At 72.8% G+C, this 14854-nt stretch carries 13 protein-coding genes and 1 pseudogene; 7 read left to right on the top strand and 7 right to left on the bottom strand.

Annotated elements, in window-relative coordinates:
* Positions 1–116: 116 nt before the first annotated feature.
* The 4 genes and pseudogenes from ACL02R_RS06030 to ACL02R_RS06015 all read left to right on the top strand — a co-directional run bounded on the left by ACL02R_RS06030 (position 117) and on the right by ACL02R_RS06015 (position 3259).
* Complete coding sequence (locus ACL02R_RS06030; RefSeq protein ID WP_412795808.1) at positions 117–1337, top strand: ROK family transcriptional regulator; 1221 nt, start codon at positions 117–119, stop codon at positions 1335–1337.
* 701 nt (positions 1338–2038) lie between these two features.
* Positions 2039–2587: a GNAT family N-acetyltransferase gene (locus ACL02R_RS06025; protein ID WP_412795807.1), complete on the top strand. Its 549-nt coding sequence runs from the start codon at positions 2039–2041 to the stop codon at positions 2585–2587.
* Positions 2521–3072: pseudogene (locus tag ACL02R_RS06020) on the top strand (substrate-binding domain-containing protein); the annotation flags it as partial. The gene ACL02R_RS06025 and the pseudogene ACL02R_RS06020, both read left to right, overlap by 67 nt.
* Positions 3073–3133: 61 nt before the next feature.
* Complete coding sequence (locus tag ACL02R_RS06015) at positions 3134–3259, top strand: hypothetical protein (protein ID WP_412795806.1); 126 nt, start codon at positions 3134–3136, stop codon at positions 3257–3259.
* A gap of 175 nt (positions 3260–3434) precedes the next feature.
* Here ACL02R_RS06015 and alaS read toward each other — a convergent pair whose 3' ends face one another.
* The 4 genes from alaS to ACL02R_RS05995 all read right to left on the bottom strand — a co-directional run bounded on the left by alaS (position 3435) and on the right by ACL02R_RS05995 (position 8150).
* Complete coding sequence (gene alaS, locus ACL02R_RS06010) at positions 3435–6098, bottom strand: alanine--tRNA ligase (RefSeq protein ID WP_412795805.1); 2664 nt, start codon at positions 6096–6098, stop codon at positions 3435–3437.
* Between the two features lie 425 nt (positions 6099–6523).
* Positions 6524–7372, bottom strand: coding sequence for a helix-turn-helix domain-containing protein (locus ACL02R_RS06005; RefSeq protein ID WP_412795804.1), 849 nt, complete (start codon positions 7370–7372; stop codon positions 6524–6526).
* A 12-nt stretch (positions 7373–7384) separates the two neighbouring features.
* Positions 7385–7912, bottom strand: a complete 528-nt coding sequence (locus ACL02R_RS06000) for a DUF6879 family protein (RefSeq protein ID WP_412795803.1) — start codon at positions 7910–7912, stop codon at positions 7385–7387.
* Positions 7884–8150 carry a hypothetical protein gene (locus ACL02R_RS05995; RefSeq protein ID WP_412795802.1) on the bottom strand — a complete coding sequence of 89 codons (267 nt, stop codon included), beginning with the start codon at positions 8148–8150 and terminating at the stop codon, positions 7884–7886. Before ACL02R_RS05995 ends, ACL02R_RS06000 begins: the two co-directional genes overlap by 29 nt.
* Positions 8151–8339: 189 nt before the next feature.
* Between ACL02R_RS05995 and ACL02R_RS05990 the strand changes: the two genes are divergently transcribed.
* A complete protein-coding gene (locus tag ACL02R_RS05990) occupies positions 8340–8762 on the top strand; it encodes a hypothetical protein (protein ID WP_412795801.1) in 423 nt (140 codons plus the stop codon).
* Entirely contained in the window at positions 8759–8920 is a 162-nt protein-coding gene (locus ACL02R_RS05985; protein ID WP_412795800.1) for a hypothetical protein, read from the top strand. Before ACL02R_RS05990 ends, ACL02R_RS05985 begins: the two co-directional genes overlap by 4 nt.
* Before the next feature lie 127 nt (positions 8921–9047).
* On the opposite strand, the gene ACL02R_RS05980 is transcribed toward ACL02R_RS05985, so the two are convergent.
* The 3 genes from ACL02R_RS05980 to ACL02R_RS05970 all read right to left on the bottom strand — a co-directional run bounded on the left by ACL02R_RS05980 (position 9048) and on the right by ACL02R_RS05970 (position 13061).
* Complete coding sequence (locus tag ACL02R_RS05980; protein ID WP_412795799.1) at positions 9048–9887, bottom strand: GntR family transcriptional regulator; 840 nt, start codon at positions 9885–9887, stop codon at positions 9048–9050.
* A 107-nt stretch (positions 9888–9994) separates the two neighbouring features.
* On the bottom strand, positions 9995–11452 hold the full coding sequence (locus ACL02R_RS05975) for a cellulose binding domain-containing protein (RefSeq protein ID WP_412795798.1): 1458 nt from the start codon (positions 11450–11452) through the stop codon (positions 9995–9997).
* A 43-nt stretch (positions 11453–11495) separates the two neighbouring features.
* On the bottom strand, positions 11496–13061 hold the full coding sequence (locus ACL02R_RS05970; protein ID WP_412795797.1) for a beta-N-acetylhexosaminidase: 1566 nt from the start codon (positions 13059–13061) through the stop codon (positions 11496–11498).
* Between the two features lie 508 nt (positions 13062–13569).
* Here ACL02R_RS05970 and ACL02R_RS05965 point away from each other — a divergent pair.
* Positions 13570–14832, top strand: a complete 1263-nt coding sequence (locus ACL02R_RS05965; protein WP_412795796.1) for an extracellular solute-binding protein — start codon at positions 13570–13572, stop codon at positions 14830–14832.
* The last annotated feature ends 22 nt before the right edge of the window (positions 14833–14854 follow it).

The following is a 14854-nucleotide window of genomic DNA, read 5'->3' as shown; positions in this document are numbered from 1 at the left end:
GAAAGGTCTGTCAATACTCAAAGCGTGGGTAAGACCGAACGGAATCAAGGAAGTTGGTCCGACAACCCCGGCCACTTCGTCCCGCTGGAAGCAAAAGTCCGTCCGCTGGAGGCATCATGCTCACACCGTCCGCACCGGATACGGGACAGGTGCTGCCCGCGCTCGCCTCGCCGGGCCGGGTCCTCGCGCTCGTGGCCCGCGGGGCCGCCGAGACGCGCGCCGACCTCGCCCGGCTGACCGGCCTCGCGCGTTCGACCGTCTCGCAGCGGGTGGACCTGCTGATCGAGCACGGCTTCCTCGACGAGGCGCCGGACGTGGGGGCGTCCGGGCGGCGGCTGCCGCGCCGGCTGCGGCTGCGGACGCGCGACCAGCTGGTGGTGGGGATCGGCCTGGGCGCGACGCACTGCCGTGTGGCGCTGCTCGACGTGGGCGGGCAGGAGGTGGTCAGCCGCGAGGAGCCGCTGCTGATCTCGGACGGGCCCGAGGCCGTCCTGGACGCGACGGTGCGGACGGCGCGCGCGCTGCTCGCGGAGTCGGGACGGTCCGCGGCGTCGGTGCGGGCCGTGGGGGCGGGGGTGCCTGGTCCTGTGGAGTTCGCGACCGGGCGTCCGGTCGATCCGCCGATCATGCCGGGCTGGCATCTGTTCCCGATACCCCAGTACCTGGCGGAGCGGCTCGGCGCGAGCGCGCTCGTGGACAACGATGTGAACGTCATGGCGCTCGCCGAACGGCACTGGGTGCTGCCCGACGTGCAGCACCTGCTGTTCGTGAAGGTCGGCACGGGCATCGGCAGCGGCGTCCTGGCGGGCGGGCGGCTGCACCGGGGGGCGCAGGGGTCGGCCGGGGACATCGGTCACATCCGGGTGGGCGCGGCCGACGCGCCGTGCCGTTGCGGCAACACGGGCTGCCTGGAGGCGTTCGCGGGCGGCGCGGCGCTCGCGCGGCGGCTGACGGCGTCGGGTGTGCCGGCCGCGACGGCGGCGGACGTGGCGCGGCTCGTGGCGGCCGGGGACCGTACGGCGGTGCCGATGGTGCGGGAGGCGGGGCGGCGGATCGGGGACGTGCTGTCGAGCCTGATCACGTTCTTCAACCCGGAGGCCATCGTGTTCGGCGGGGCGCTGTCGTCGGCGCACGAGCTGCTGGCGGGGGTACGGGAGGCGGTGTACGAGCGGTCGCATCCGCTGGCGACGCAGTATCTGCGCATCGCGGCGAGCGGGACCCGGGAGAACGCGGTGGCGCGGGGCGCGGGCCTGCTGGCGATCGACCACGCGCTGTCCCCGTGCCAGGTGGACGGGCTGCTGGACGGCACGGCGCAACGCACCGGCGCCGCACCGTAGTCACAGGGGGGCGGGGCCGGACGGGCACGGACGGCGGGAACGCGCGGCACCGTTCACGGCACCGCCCGGGACTCCCCCGGCGCCGCCGCGCGGCAAGGGCGACGGCCCACCGGGCCCTCAGCGCACACGGCCGGCCCGGCGACTCCGGCCGCACCACCATGCGAGCCGCGGCCCCGGCGAACCCCGCGTACAGGCTGCACATGCGCCAAGACCGACCGCCACGCCGCAAACCCCGGTACACGCAGCGGACAAGCCGTCCCCGGACGGGACGCCGCTCCCGGGAACACGCGGCGCGCCCAGCGCACATGCCCGAGCGTCGCCGGAACCCCCCGCCCCCGCGCCGCTCAGCCTGCACGGGGACGCGAACCGCCGCCCCGCAGGCTCGCGTTCGCCCACGGCCCCGCCCGAACCCATCGGGTGAGACGGCACGCGGGCCACCCCGACGAACCGCCAGGCCACGAGTCCGCGTCGCGGCGGGCGAACAGGGCCGATCGTCAGCGGGACCCCGCAGCGTCCGTGGGCGGGAGCCGTCCGGTCGATGGCGGGCGCGCACGATGTGCGTCCCCGGCGGGGCTGCCGTACCCGTGTGGCCGGTCACCCTGCCCACCGGCCGGCGGCGGCGCGGCGTTCGCGGTGGTCGCACACGTGAACGATGCCCGGGACACTGGACGTCCGGTCGGCGGTGGGCGATCATCCGCACGGTGACGGAGACCACAGGCCCCGCGGGCGAGCGGGTGCATTTCACGGCGCTGACGGCGGACGCGCTGACGGCGCTGCTCGACGGCGACATCCCGCGCGCGAGCGAGGAGGCGGGCGTCCCGCTGACCGACTGGTTCACGACCCGCGAGGCACAGTGGGTGTGGCGGTTCAGGCTCGGCCAGCTCGCCGCCGACCCGGCCGCCGTCCGGTGGGCCCTGCCGCAGGCGGTGACCGTGGCCGGCGGCCAGGCTGTCGGGTACTGCGGGTTCCACGGGCCGCCGGGCGAGGCGCGAACGGTCGAGATCGGCTACTCGGTCGCCCCCGCGTTCCGCCGCCGGGGCTACGCCACGGCGATGGTCGCCAGGCTGCTGCGGCGGGCCGCGGCCGAGCCGTCGGTCACGACCGTGCGGGCGTCCGTCCGCCCCGACAACACCGGGTCCCTCGCCACCCTCGAACGCTTCGGCTTCCTGCCGGTCGGCGAACAGTGGGACGAGGAGGACGGCCTGGAACTGGTCTTCGAGGTGCCCGCCGCCGGGGGCGGGCACCTCTGACGGCGGCGGGCGTCACTCCCCCGCGAGCACCGCGTCGAGCGCGTCCTGCAACCGGTCCACCCGGTCCCGGCGCGCCCGGGGCAGCACGACCTCGGCCGGTCGTCGCCGCGTCCTGGCGTACGGAATCCGCGCGGCCGGTGCCCACCGTCGTGGTCGCGCGGCACGACACGGCCGTGGCGTACGACAGCGCCGTGGACGACGACCGGACGGGCGCCGCGCTGCTGGTCGGGCACCTCGCCGGTCTCGGGCAGAGCCCGCACAGCGTGCGCGAGGACGGGTACCGGGAGGCGATGCGGCGGCTCGGCCTGGCCGAGCACATCCACGTGGTCCACACCCGTGGCAGCGAGCAGGGCACCCGCGACGCGACGGCCCGGCTGCTCGACGAGGGGCACACGCCGACCGCGCTGTTCGCCGGCCCAGTGCGGGCCCCGGCGGAGCGCGGTCCGCGCGTCCCGGCGGACGTGTCGGTGGCCGGATACGACGACACCCGGTTCGCCTCGCACCCCCCGTTTCTCCCTCACCACCATCGCGCAGCACGGCGCCGGGATGGGCCGCAACGCGGCGCTGCTCGCGCTGGAGCGCGTCGAGGGCCGCGACGCGGCACGCCGCTGGGTGTCGCACCCGCGCCTGGTCGTCCGCACCTCCACCGGCACACCGCCCGCCGGGAGTTGACGCGCGCCGCCGGGGGGCCGCGTCCCCGCTCCGTCCGGAACGCACGCGTCCCGGACGGAGCCGGACGGAAGGCCGGGAAAAGCACTTTTCCCAGCCGCCGTCTCCCGCTTCTGCTTCGGACGGCCGACAGCCGGTGTCCGAACGGCTCTTCGGCCAGATGCCAGGACGGCATGGGTCAGGGGCGAGCCGCCGCTTCCATGAGGGCAGTGGCGTTCTCGGCCGCAACGGCGAGTGCCTGGTCGAGGTATTCGGGATGGCGGCCTCCCGCGCCGGCGACCGGGCCGTGGCCGCCCGTTCCGCCGCCGACGAGGCGGGCGGCGTCGGTCAGCAACTGGCTGGCCCGCACACCTTCGCGATGCAGGCCGGGGGTGACGGCGGCGGCGAGGAGTGCCTTGCCGTCCCGCTCGGTGCTGAGGACGACGGCGGCGGGCTCGTCGAGACGGGCGGCCGTCTCCTGGGCGAGCGTGCGCAGTTCGTCCGGCGTGGTGCCGGTGACCGTCCGGGCGACGACTCGTCCGGCCCCGGACGGCCGGGCGGTGGCCGCGAGGCGTGTGGCCTGCTCGCGCAGTTCGGCGGCCCTCGCCCGGGTGAGTGCGTCCTGGGCGGTGGCGAGGGCCTCCAGGCGTTCGCGCAGGGCGGTGGGGGCGTCGGCGGGCCGGGTGCCGAGCAGGGCGGCGAGTTCGGCGATCAGGCGCCGTTCGGTGTCCATGTGGGTCAGGGCGCCGTGGCCGCTGAGGGCTTCGACGCGACGCAGGCCTGCCCCGATGGAGGATTCGCCGAGCAGGCGGAAGGTGCCGATCTGGGAGCCGTGGGCGACGTGGGTGCCGCCGCAGAGTTCCCGCGAGAAGTCGCCGATGTCGACGATGCGGACGGTGTCGCCGTACTTCTCGCCGAACAGGGCGACGGCTCCGGCGGCCTCGGCTTCGGCGCGGTCGGCGTGCCAGGCCCGCACGTCCGGGTCGTCGAGCACATGGCCGGTGACGGCGTTCTCGATCCGGTCGAGCTGGTCGGGGGTGAGCGCCGCGAAGTGCGCGAAGTCGAAACGCAGCCGGTCGGGCTCGACGAGGGAGCCCCGCTGGCGGGCGTGGTCGCCGAGGGTCGCCATGACGACGGCGTGCAGGATGTGGGTGGCCGAGTGCGCACGCATCAGGCCCGCCCGCCGGCCGGCGTCCACGACCGCCTCGCCGACCGAGCCGGTGCGGAGTCCGCCTTCGACGACGCGGGCTGTGTGGACGCGGAAGCCGTCCAGACCGTAGCGGGTGTCGGTGATGTGCAGGCGGGAGCCGTCGCGCAGGGTCAGCGTGCCGGTGTCGCCGATCTGACCACCGGCTTCGGCGTAGAACGGTGAACGGTCCAGCACCACTTCGGCGTCGCCGCCCTCGCCGACGCTGTCGGTGACCGCACCGCCGGAGACGATGCCGGTGACGGTGGCCTCGGCGCTCAGCGTCCGGTAGCCGACGAACTCGGTGCGCGGCAGGCGTGCGGCGAGTTCGCGGTAGGTGTCCATCGCCCGAAGCGCCTCGGCGGTCCTGGCCTTGCCGCCTGTCCTCGCGCGCCTCTTCTGCTCGTCCAGCAGCGCGGCGAAGCGGTCCTCGTCGACGGTCAGTCCGGCGTCGCGGGCCGCCTCGACGGTCAGTTCGAGGGGGAAGCCGTAGGTGTCGGCGAGTTCGAAGGCGGTCTCGCCCGGGAGGATGGCCGAGCGTGTCGTCCGGGTGTGGTGGATCGCCGAGTCCAGCAGTCGCGTGCCCTGGGTGAGAGTGCGGGTGAAGGCCTCCTCCTCCGCGGTGACGACCTGCTCGATCAGAGTTGCCTGGCCGACGAGTTCGGGCCAGACGTCACCGAGGTTGCCGACGATGCTGGCGGTCGTGTCCCGCAGGACGGGCCCGTCGATGCCGAGCAGGCGGGCGTGGCGGATCGCCCGGCGCATCAGGCGTCGCAGGACGTATCCCCGGCCGTCCTTCGCGGGCAGCACCCCGTCGGCGATCAGGAAGGCGATGGACCGGGCGTGTTCGGTGACGACCTGGAACGACACCTTCTCCTCGCCCTCGGGCGGGCACGCCCGTCCGGCGAGGTGCTGGACCGTGTCGAAGGTGGGGGCGAGCAGGTCGGTGGTGCAGACGTTGGGGACGTCCTGGAGGATCGCGGCGAGCCTGTCGAGACCGAGGCCGGTGTCGACGCCTCTCCGGGCGAGTTCACCGAGGATGGGGAAGTCGCCCTTCCTGTCGCCCTCGCCCCGCTGGAACTGCATGAAGACCAAGTTCCAGATTTCGACGTACCGTTCGCCGTCGACGGCCGGGCCGCCCTCCTCGCCGAAGGCGGGGCCGCGGTCGTAGTTGACCTCGGAGCAGGGCCCGCACGGGCCGGGGACGCCCATGGACCAGTAGTTGTCCTCCATCCCGAGCCGCTGGATACGGGCGGCGGGGACACCGACGCGGCGCCAGATGCGCTCCGCTTCGTCGTCGTCCTCGAAGACGGTGATCCAGAGCCTGTCCTTCTCCAGCCCGTAGCCGGAGGTCAGGAGTTCCCAGGCGTAGGCGATGGCGTCTTCCTTGAAGTAGTCGCCGAAGGAGAAGTTGCCCATCATCTCGAAGAACGTCGCGTGCCGGTTGGTGCGGCCGACGTTCTCGATGTCGGAGGTGCGGGCGCACTTCTGGACGGAGGTGGCCCTGGGGTACGGGGGCGTGGTCTCGCCCAGGAACCAGGGCTTGAACTGGTTCATCCCGGCGTTCGCCAGCAGCAGCGTCGGGTCGTCCGGGACCAATGGGCTGGAGGGCACCAGGCGGTGGCCGCGGGAGGTGAAGAAATCGGTGAACGTCTGACGGATCTGCGTCGAGCGCATGACGGCATGGCCTCACGGAGGAGTCGTGACAGGTGATGGGGGAAAATCGCACGCCGAGCCGGGCCGAGGACCAGGACTGAGAGGCTTCTCAGTTCTCCGGCTCGACGCAGATAGCTCGCGCCCCCATGGGCCGCACCGTGACTCCAGATCCGTCGATCACATCGGTGACGCGGCGGATCACCCACACCCGGGGACCTGCCGCACCACCGACTGTAGCGCGTGACAACCCATGATCGCTCGGCGCGACGGAACCGTGACCCGGTATCCCGAGCGGTGTCCGAGCAGTCCCGGTCCGGGCCGGCGCCACCGCGTGAGCCGTTCGTTCGGGGAGAGGGATCACGTGGACGTCATCCGTCTCCAAGCGACATGGGTTCCGGCGATCCGCCGTGGAGGTTTCCGACCAGCAGTGCGTTGTGTGATTGGGCTTACAGCGCTGTGAGTGCTTTGAGGATGAGGGCTCGTGCATCGGCCCCGTAGACAGCCAGTGATGTGAGGTCCTGGAATGCCTTGAGGTAGAGGGCGACGTCGGACGGCTCGGTGACGGTGACCCTGGCGCTGAGCAGTTCCACCGCGACGAGGATGTCGTCGTAGACGTGGAACGCTTCGAGTGGGCGGATCGGTCGCTCTCGCAGGCCGACGGGGATGATGCCGAGCGATACGGCGGGCAGTGCTCCGGCGGTCAGGAGGTGGCCGAACTGCGCCGCCATCGTCGTTGCGTCCCCCAGCTGGTACTGGAGCACGCTTTCCTCGATCAGTAGCACCGCGCGGCGCCCCGGACGGTGGAGGACCCGGGAGCGTTCCATGCGCGCCGCCGCCGCTGCCGCTGAGTCGTCGGGGACGTTGTGCAGGCGTGCGACGCCTCTGAGCAGGGCGGTTGCATATCCTTCCGTCTGGAGCAGGCCGGGCACGATGCGGGAGGAGTAGGCCCTGAACAGGGTCGTCTGCTCGAAGAGGCTGGTGTAGCTCTCCTGGAGGTGGCGGAGCCCGGTCCGCATGGTGCGCCGCCACTCGGTGTACATGCTTTCAGCGGTGCGGTTGGCGGCGACGAGGTCGGCGGCCGCGTGCTGGAAGCCGCACGCGGCGCACCAGGCACGGATGTCGGCGACGGACGGGCTGGTGCGGGCGTTCTCGATGCGGGATGTCTTGGCGTGGTGCCAGCCGCAGCGTCGCGCCAGTTCCGTCACGGTGAGCCCCGCGTCGAGCCGCATCTCTTTCAATCGGCGGCCTACGGCCAGCCGTGCAGACTGAGCGGCGGAGGACGGGGACTCGGGCACGGTCGGGCGGGTTCAGTGGATGTCGAAGTCGGTGTGGGGTGTGGCGCGTTCCCATACTGCGTGGAAGGCGTTCGCGCACAGCTGGGTCACGGTGGGGGTCTGCACGAGTTCGTGTCCGGTGATGTGGCCGTCGCCGTCGAAGTGGCCGAAGCGGACGAGGTGTCCGTCGAAGAGCCAGAAGTCGTTGCCTGGCAGGGCCAGGTCGGATGCCGCGTGGCGGGGGAGCCAGCGGACGTCTTCGCCGGCGGCGAGGTTGACGGGGGTTCCGGCGTGTTCGAAGCGGATGTACTCGGACGCCGGTAGGGAGACGACGCGCGCCCGGCGGACGGTCACGCCCCGCGCGGCGGCCCGGCGGACGATTCCGGTCCAGCCGCGCCAGTACGGGGAGTCCGGATCGGTGTCCCGCAGCCCGGTCGCCCGCCACCGCGCGAGCTGTTCGTTCTCCGGGGCCACCGCGTAGACATCGCGCATCTCCAGATGAACGGCCGTCTCCCGGGCGGAATCCATGAGGTCAGCGATGGGCGGGACTTTCGAGGGCATCAAGTGCCTTCCTGACGATGGACGCCATGCGGGCCGGGATACGGACGATCGTTTCATGGTCGGGAACGCCCGACGTGTGACCGGACGCCGTCCCGCCTTCTGCGTAGCAGCGCGTTTCCTCCTCCGAGGTGGCGGTCCATCCTTGGATGAGGAGTTCCTGCCTGTCGGTGTCGGCCCAGACGGTCGGGCTTTCGCCCTGCTCGGACCCTGGGTCGATCCCGATGAAGATTACCGACATGCCAGCCTCCCTGATCTCCTGTGTGCAGCTCTGTGCGGCACTTTCCTGCGGCTGGGCTCTGCGGTCAAGAGGGCCTTCGCCGGGTTGCACAGACGGAGTGAGCTGATGCACAACTGTGCACATTGATGGCGGTGGTCAGGCCCCGGTCCCTACGGTCTCGGCACGACCTCAGTCCGCAAGGAGCCCACCATGTCGATGTTCGCTCCCCTCTCCCTTCCCTCCTGGCTGCCGATTGATGGGCGGGTGTGGATAAGGCCGTTGGGGGAGGAGTTCGATGCTGTGCGGGTGCCGTTGTTGCAGGGGTTGTATGTGGTGCCGCGTCTGGCGTTGACGGGGTTGTCGGGGCCCGTGGTGGAGGATCCGGTGCAGGGGGTGTTGCACTGGCTGATCCCGGCGGGGGATGCGACGGCGCGGTGGTGGCCGGTCGGTGTGACGCCGTTGGGGCGTGGGGCGCTGCTGGCGATTCCGTCGGCCGGCAGTGTGCGCGGGCCGTGGGACGGTGATGGTGGCAGTGAGGTGCGGTGGCTGGGCATCCGGCCGTACGGGGATTGCCTGACTGATCCGGACGTCCTGTACGGCGCGTTGTGCCGGGTGTTCGGGGAGGCGCCGTGACGGACGACCGCTTCTGGCCGCCGGAACCCGCACCGGTGCGTGACCCCGACCCCGAGATCACCGTCATCACCGGCCTGGAGGGCCCGGTCTGGCTGCCGGTGCACCGGGCGCCCGAACCCCCGGCCGAACCTCAGAACGAGGACGGGCCGAGGAGTTGAGCGCACGGCCCGCACGCGGGCTGCCGCGTGAACTGGTGGTCAGGCTCGCAGGCCCCTGCCGTCGGAGAGGTGCCGTGACGCGTCTCCTGTGCACATGGGCCGCCATCACCTCGGCCTCCGGGGAGTGTCAGTCGGCCGGGTGGATGTCGCCTGTTGTCGTGGAGAGGATGGGGCGGCCCGTTGCCGGGCCCGCGGGGGGCATGCCGGGGTGGTGGCCGCCTTGCGGGGCGGTGGCGGGCGCCGCGGTGCCCAGGGTGAGGCGGGACATGATGCGGTACCGGTCGCCCCGGTAGAGGGAGTGGCAGTACTCGACGACGCGCTGCTCGTCGTCCGTCGTGATCCGTTCGAAGAGCAGCGCGGGCGAGAACGGCGGGACGTCGAGCAGGTCCGCCTCCTCCTCGCTGACGACGGTGGGCTCGATCGACTGGACGGCCTCGCGGACCCGGATGCCGTGCCGTTCGCGCAAGTGGTCGTAGAGGTCACCGGTGGTCAGCTCGTCCTCGCCGAGTCCCGGCACCAGGTCGGCGGGCAGGTGAAGGTACTCGACGGCCATCGGGACCGACTCGACCAGGCGCAGCCTCGCGCAGTGGACGATCCGCCCGGCCGGGGACATCCGCAGCTTGCGGCCGACGCGGGCGCCCGCCGCCTGGACGCCGTGCGCGAGGACCCGGCTGCTCCAGGCGCCGGAGGCGGGCGGGACGGCGAACGCGTCGGCGCGGGAGACGAGTTCCTGTGTGATCTTGCCGGGGGCGATGAACATGCCGCGGCCGTGCTCCCGTACGAGCTGGCCGGTAGCGACCAGTTCGTCCACGGCGGCGCGCAGGGTGGGGCGTGACACGTCGAGCCGCGCGCACAGGGAGCGTTCGGAGGGGATGGCGTCGCCCGGCCGCCGCTCCTCGATGAGTTCGAGCAGATGGTCGCGTACACGGTCCCGTTTGAGCGCTGCGCCCTGCGGCCCCCTGGGCATCCCGGCCTCCCCGCGTCCCCGTGTCGGCGATGGTCGTTGACCAGCATATGACCAGTTGAGCCCGGCCGGTGCGCGCCGGACGCGCGCACCGGCCGGGCGGCGGGGGGTCAGGAGGCGGGGACGGTGTCCTGGAAGGCGACGCCGTCGGCGCGGTAGCCGGCGACGAGGGCGTTGACCTGCTGCGGTGTCAGCACGGTGTCGGCCGCGTGGAAGACGTAGTCCACCTGCTGGTCGTACGCGCGGGGGGTGGTGCTGGTCTGGCCCGCGAGGTCGATGAACCACTGGTTGAAGTTGATCGACATGGCGCGTTCCGGCAGGTACGGCTCGCCGTGGACGCCGAAGAGGCGGCCGTCGACGTAGTAGCGGATGCTCTGGCCGTCGATGGTGAGGACGAGGTCGTGCCAGCCGGCGAAGCTGGTGCGCTCCTCGCTGTGGGCGTTGACCGCCTCCCAGGGGTCGGGCCGGTAGGTCTCCCAGGAGGTGGCGTACAGGATGTTCGACGGCTCGCCCCAGCCGCCGTTGGGGAGGTACTCGAAGTCGTACTCGGCGTAGTCCGGATGCATCGGCGCCTGGAGGTCGTTGATGGTGAAGAACGTCTGCACCAGGCGGTCGCCGTCAGGGCCCGAGCGCGGGGCGTCGGAGAAGCGGACGCGGGCTGCGTAGGTGCCGTTGCGGAACTTGACCGACGAGGTGTACAGCTCGGACTGCTCGGTGCCGGCGGCGGTGCCGTTGGTGCCGGACTCCAGGTTGAGCACGGTGGAGCCGCCCGAGGTCGGGAACGTGATGTTGTCCGCCGCCCAGGTGGCGCCGGGCACGCCGGGGCCGCCGGAGTTGGAGCGGACGACCCAGCCGCGCTGCGCGAGGCGGGGGTCGGTGTGGCCGGTGTAGCTGAAGTCGTCGAACAGCGCGCGGGACGGGGGTTCGCCCGGCTCACCCGGCTCGCCCGGCTCGCCCGGCTCCTCGGGCTCGCCCGGGTCGTTGCCCTCGGGCGCGGTGCCCCACACGAGGCCGCCGTCGGACTGCACGGTGACGCGCTGCCAGGGGGCGTACGAGGTCTGCGCGCCGTTGAACGAGTAGTCGTCGGACTGGGTGAGGCGCTGCCAGTCGGTGCGGTGGTAGCGCAGTTGGAGGTCGCCGGTGTCGGCGCCGGGGGCGAGGGTGCCCGCGCCGCCGGTGAAGCCGACCTCCAGGTAGCGGTCGGCGGTGGCGGTCGGCGCGTTGAGCAGGCCGAACGTGCCGGTGACGTTGGCGCAGCCGCGTACGGCCCAGGAGCAGCTGAACCGGTAGCCGGTGCCCGCCGATTCGGCCGTGAAGTAGTAGCGGATGGTGAGCCTGCTGAGCTGCACGGGCGTGGTGCCGGTGTTGACCAGTCGGAACCAGGGTTCGGCCTGGTCGGCGGTGCCCGCCGAGCTGCTGGTGCGGTACTGGGCGACCACCTGGGGGCCGTCCGCCGCGGCCGTGGCCGGGGCGGCGGTGGCGGTGACGCCCGCGCCGGCGGCCAGGCCGAGGACGGCGGCGAGGACGGCCAGGCGGCGTAAGGGGCGTGCCGTACGTCTGCGACGCATCGTTTCTCCTTCTCCGGTGGGGTGGTGCGACAGGGGGTGCGGGTCAGAGGCGGGCGGCGGCGTTCTCCAGGCCCGTCGGGCTCGGCGGCGTGCGGTGGTGCACGCCGAGGGCGTCGAGCCGGTCGCCGTGCCGGACGAGCCGGGCGGCGAACGACCTGGGGCCCTCGCCGCCCGCGTCGCCGGGGGCGCGCCAGGCGACGTCGGCGAGGGCGGCGAGGCGGGGGAACGCCTGGTACTCGACGTGGGCGGGCGTGGGCATCAGCTCGCTCCACAGCTGCGCCTGCGTGCCGAGGACGGACGCCGCGTCCGCGCCGTACTCGGCGGCGGGCGCGGGGTCCCAGCCGGTGATGTCGTCGAGCGTCACGGGCCCCGGCTGGCCGAGGAGTTCGGCGGGATCGTCCGACCTGGCGTAGTCCAGGTACGTGTGGCGGAACGGCGTCGTCACGACGCGGTGGCCGCGTGCGACGGCGGCACGCGCGTGCGCCGTGGTGCGCCACGGCATGGTGAGCACGTCCGGCGGGAGCGCGCCGGCCTCGCCCTCGTCCCAGGTGACGGGGGTGCGGCCGTGCTCCTGGAGGAAGGACGCGATGCGCCGCAGGAACCAGCCGCGCAGCGCGGGCGTGCCGGACAGCCCTTCGTCGTGGGCACGCTGCCGCGCTCTGGGGTCGCTCTGCCATTCCCCGGCGGGGCACTCGTCGCCGCCGATGTGCACGTAGGGGGACGGGAAGACGTCCATCACCTCGGTCAGGACGGCGCGGCAGAAGTCGAGGACCTCGTCGTGGACGCCGAGCACCGTGTCGCACACGCCCCAGTCGGTCCAGACGGGGAGTTCGCGTCCTGGGACGGTGCCGAGGTGGGGATAGGCGGCGATGGCGGCGCGGGCGTGGCCCGGCATCTCGACCTCGGGGACGACGGTGATGCCGCGGGAGGCTGCGTGGGCGACGAGGCCGGTCAGTTCGGCGCGGGTGTAGGCCCCGCCGTGGGGGGTTTCGTCCCACTGGCCGCTGGTGCGCCGGCCCAGGCGGGAGCGGGTGCGCCAGGCGCCGGTGGCGGTCAGGGCGGGGTAGGCGGGGACGGGCATGCGCCAGCCCTGGTCGTCGGTCAGGTGCAGGTGGAGGACGTTGAGCTTGTGGAGCGCGAGCAGGTCCACGAAGCGGTGGACGAAGTCGATGGGCATGAAGTGGCGTGCGACGTCGAGCATGGCGCCGCGCCATGCGAAGCGGGGCCGGTCGGTGATTTCGACGCAGGGCAGTTCCCAGGGGATGCCGCGTACGGGGGTGGCGGACAGGGCGGGCGGCGGCAGGAGTTGGGCCAGGGTGTGGACGCCGTGGCGCAGGCCGGCGGGGGTGGCGGCCCGGAGGATGACGGCCTGCGGGCTGACGGTCAGGCCGTAGCCCTCTGGGCCGAGGCCGCCGAGTGCGTGGTCGAGGGTGAGCGTGACGCGTCCGTCGGCGCGGGCGGGCAGGGGCAGTCCCGTGCCGGGGGTGAGGGTGGCGCGCAGCAGGTCGGCGGCGTCCTCGGTGCCGGGGGTGACGCGCAGGGCGGTGTCCTGGTCGAGGACGAAGTGGCCGGATCGCTCCAGGAGATGGCTGGGCAGCGGGACGAGCACAGGGGCCTCCGGTCCTGGGGGTGCCCGGACCGGCGGCCGGGCATGCGGGGGATCGCTGTCCGCGACAACCGATCCAATTGGTAAGACGAGGGCCGGTATTGGTAAGAAAGTGGCAGCAGTCGGAGGGCGCCGTCAAGAGGTCTGTTCGGGCCAGCCATGACGATCAACGGCATGGGCGCGCGGCCGTCAGTTGGCCCGGCCATCCGGACGCGGCACCGGAAACGCGGGGGCCGTCGATTCGTTACCTGCGGGCGGTGGTCGGCCCCTTGACGGGTTCAAAAGGTCTATGCCACCTTCAACTCTCATCACCGCGCAGCAGGCCAATTGGTCACGTCAGCCGTCTCCCGCCCCGTACGTCACACCAGGCTCCCGCGCACCGTCCCAGGCGGCTCCGGCCGCTCCCCTGCCCCGTCCGCCACAGCCCGCCGCGCTCCACCGCGGCCCGCCCCGCGGCGCCGTGGCCCCCCGCACCACCCGGCCCGTCCCGTTCCAGACCCCGAGGTGAACCGTGAAGATCCGCACCCTCGCCTGCGTGACCACCCTCGTCACCGGCATCGCCCTGAGCGGCTGTTCCAGCGGCTCGGACGACTCCGGCGGGTCGGACGGGCCACGCACCCTCGACGTGTGGCTGATGCGCGACAGCGTCAGCCAGGAGTTCCAGGAGGAGTTCACCACCGCGTTCGAGGACGCGCACCCGGACATCCGGCTGAACATCCAGATCCAGCAGTGGAACGGCATCGGCGAACGCGTCACCGCCGCCCTCGCCAGCGGCGACGCCCCCGACGTCATCGAGGTCGGCAACACCCAGGTCGCCCAGTACGCGTCCAGCGGCGGCCTCACCGACCTGAGCGACCGGGTGGACGACCTCGGCGGCGAGGACTGGCTGCCGGGCCTCGCCGAACCCGGCGCGTACGAGGGCGCCCAGTACGGCATCCCCTACTACGCGGCCAACCGCGTCGTGATCTACCGCACCGACCTGTTCGAGGCCGCCGGGATCGACGCCGCCACGCTGACCACCCGCGACGCCTGGCTGGAGGCCACCGAGGCCCTGAACGAGCCCGAGGGCCAGCAGGGCATCTACCTCCCCGGCCAGAACTGGTACGTGCTGTCCGGCTTCATCTGGGACGAGGGCGGCGACCTCGCCGTGGAGAGCGACGGCCGCTGGGAGGGCGCGCTCGACACCCCCGAGGCGCTCGCCGGGATGGACTTCTACCGGCAGGTGCAGGCGCTCGGCCAGGGCCCGCGCGACTCGGACGAGGCGGAGCCGCCGCAGGTCGAGGTGTTCGCCTCGCAGGAGGTCGCGCAGATCGTGGCCGTCCCCGGCGGCGCCCGGCTGATCACCGAGCAGAACCCGGAACTGGAGGGCCGCATCGGCTTCTTCCCGATCCCCGGCATCACCGCCGACGCGCCCGGCGCCGTCTTCACCGGCGGCTCCGACCTCGTCATCCCGGCGGCGGCCGGCAACCAGGACGACGCGTACACGTTCATCGAGGAACTGACCGGCGACGACTGGCAGTCCCGGCTCGCCGCCGCGATGAGCTACGTGCCGAACAAGACGAGCCTGTCCGGTGTCGTGGCCGACGACCCCGGCACCGCCGCCATGGCCGCGGGCGCCGCCAACGGCCGCGCCACGCCCAACACGCCGACCTGGGCCGCCGTCGAGGCCGAGAACCCGATCAAGGACTACATGACGGCCGTCCTCACCGGCCAGGACCCGGAGGACGCCGCGGCCGAGGCGTCCGAGGTCATCACCCGGGCGATGAACCCCTGACCGGGCGCCCGGCGGAAGCGAA

Source organism: Streptomyces sp. MS19 (genome assembly GCF_047200595.1).
Lineage (GTDB): Bacteria > Actinomycetota > Actinomycetes > Streptomycetales > Streptomycetaceae > Streptomyces.
The sequence above is the reverse complement of the archived record's forward strand: the minus strand, read 5'-3'. Positions and strand labels throughout refer to the sequence as shown.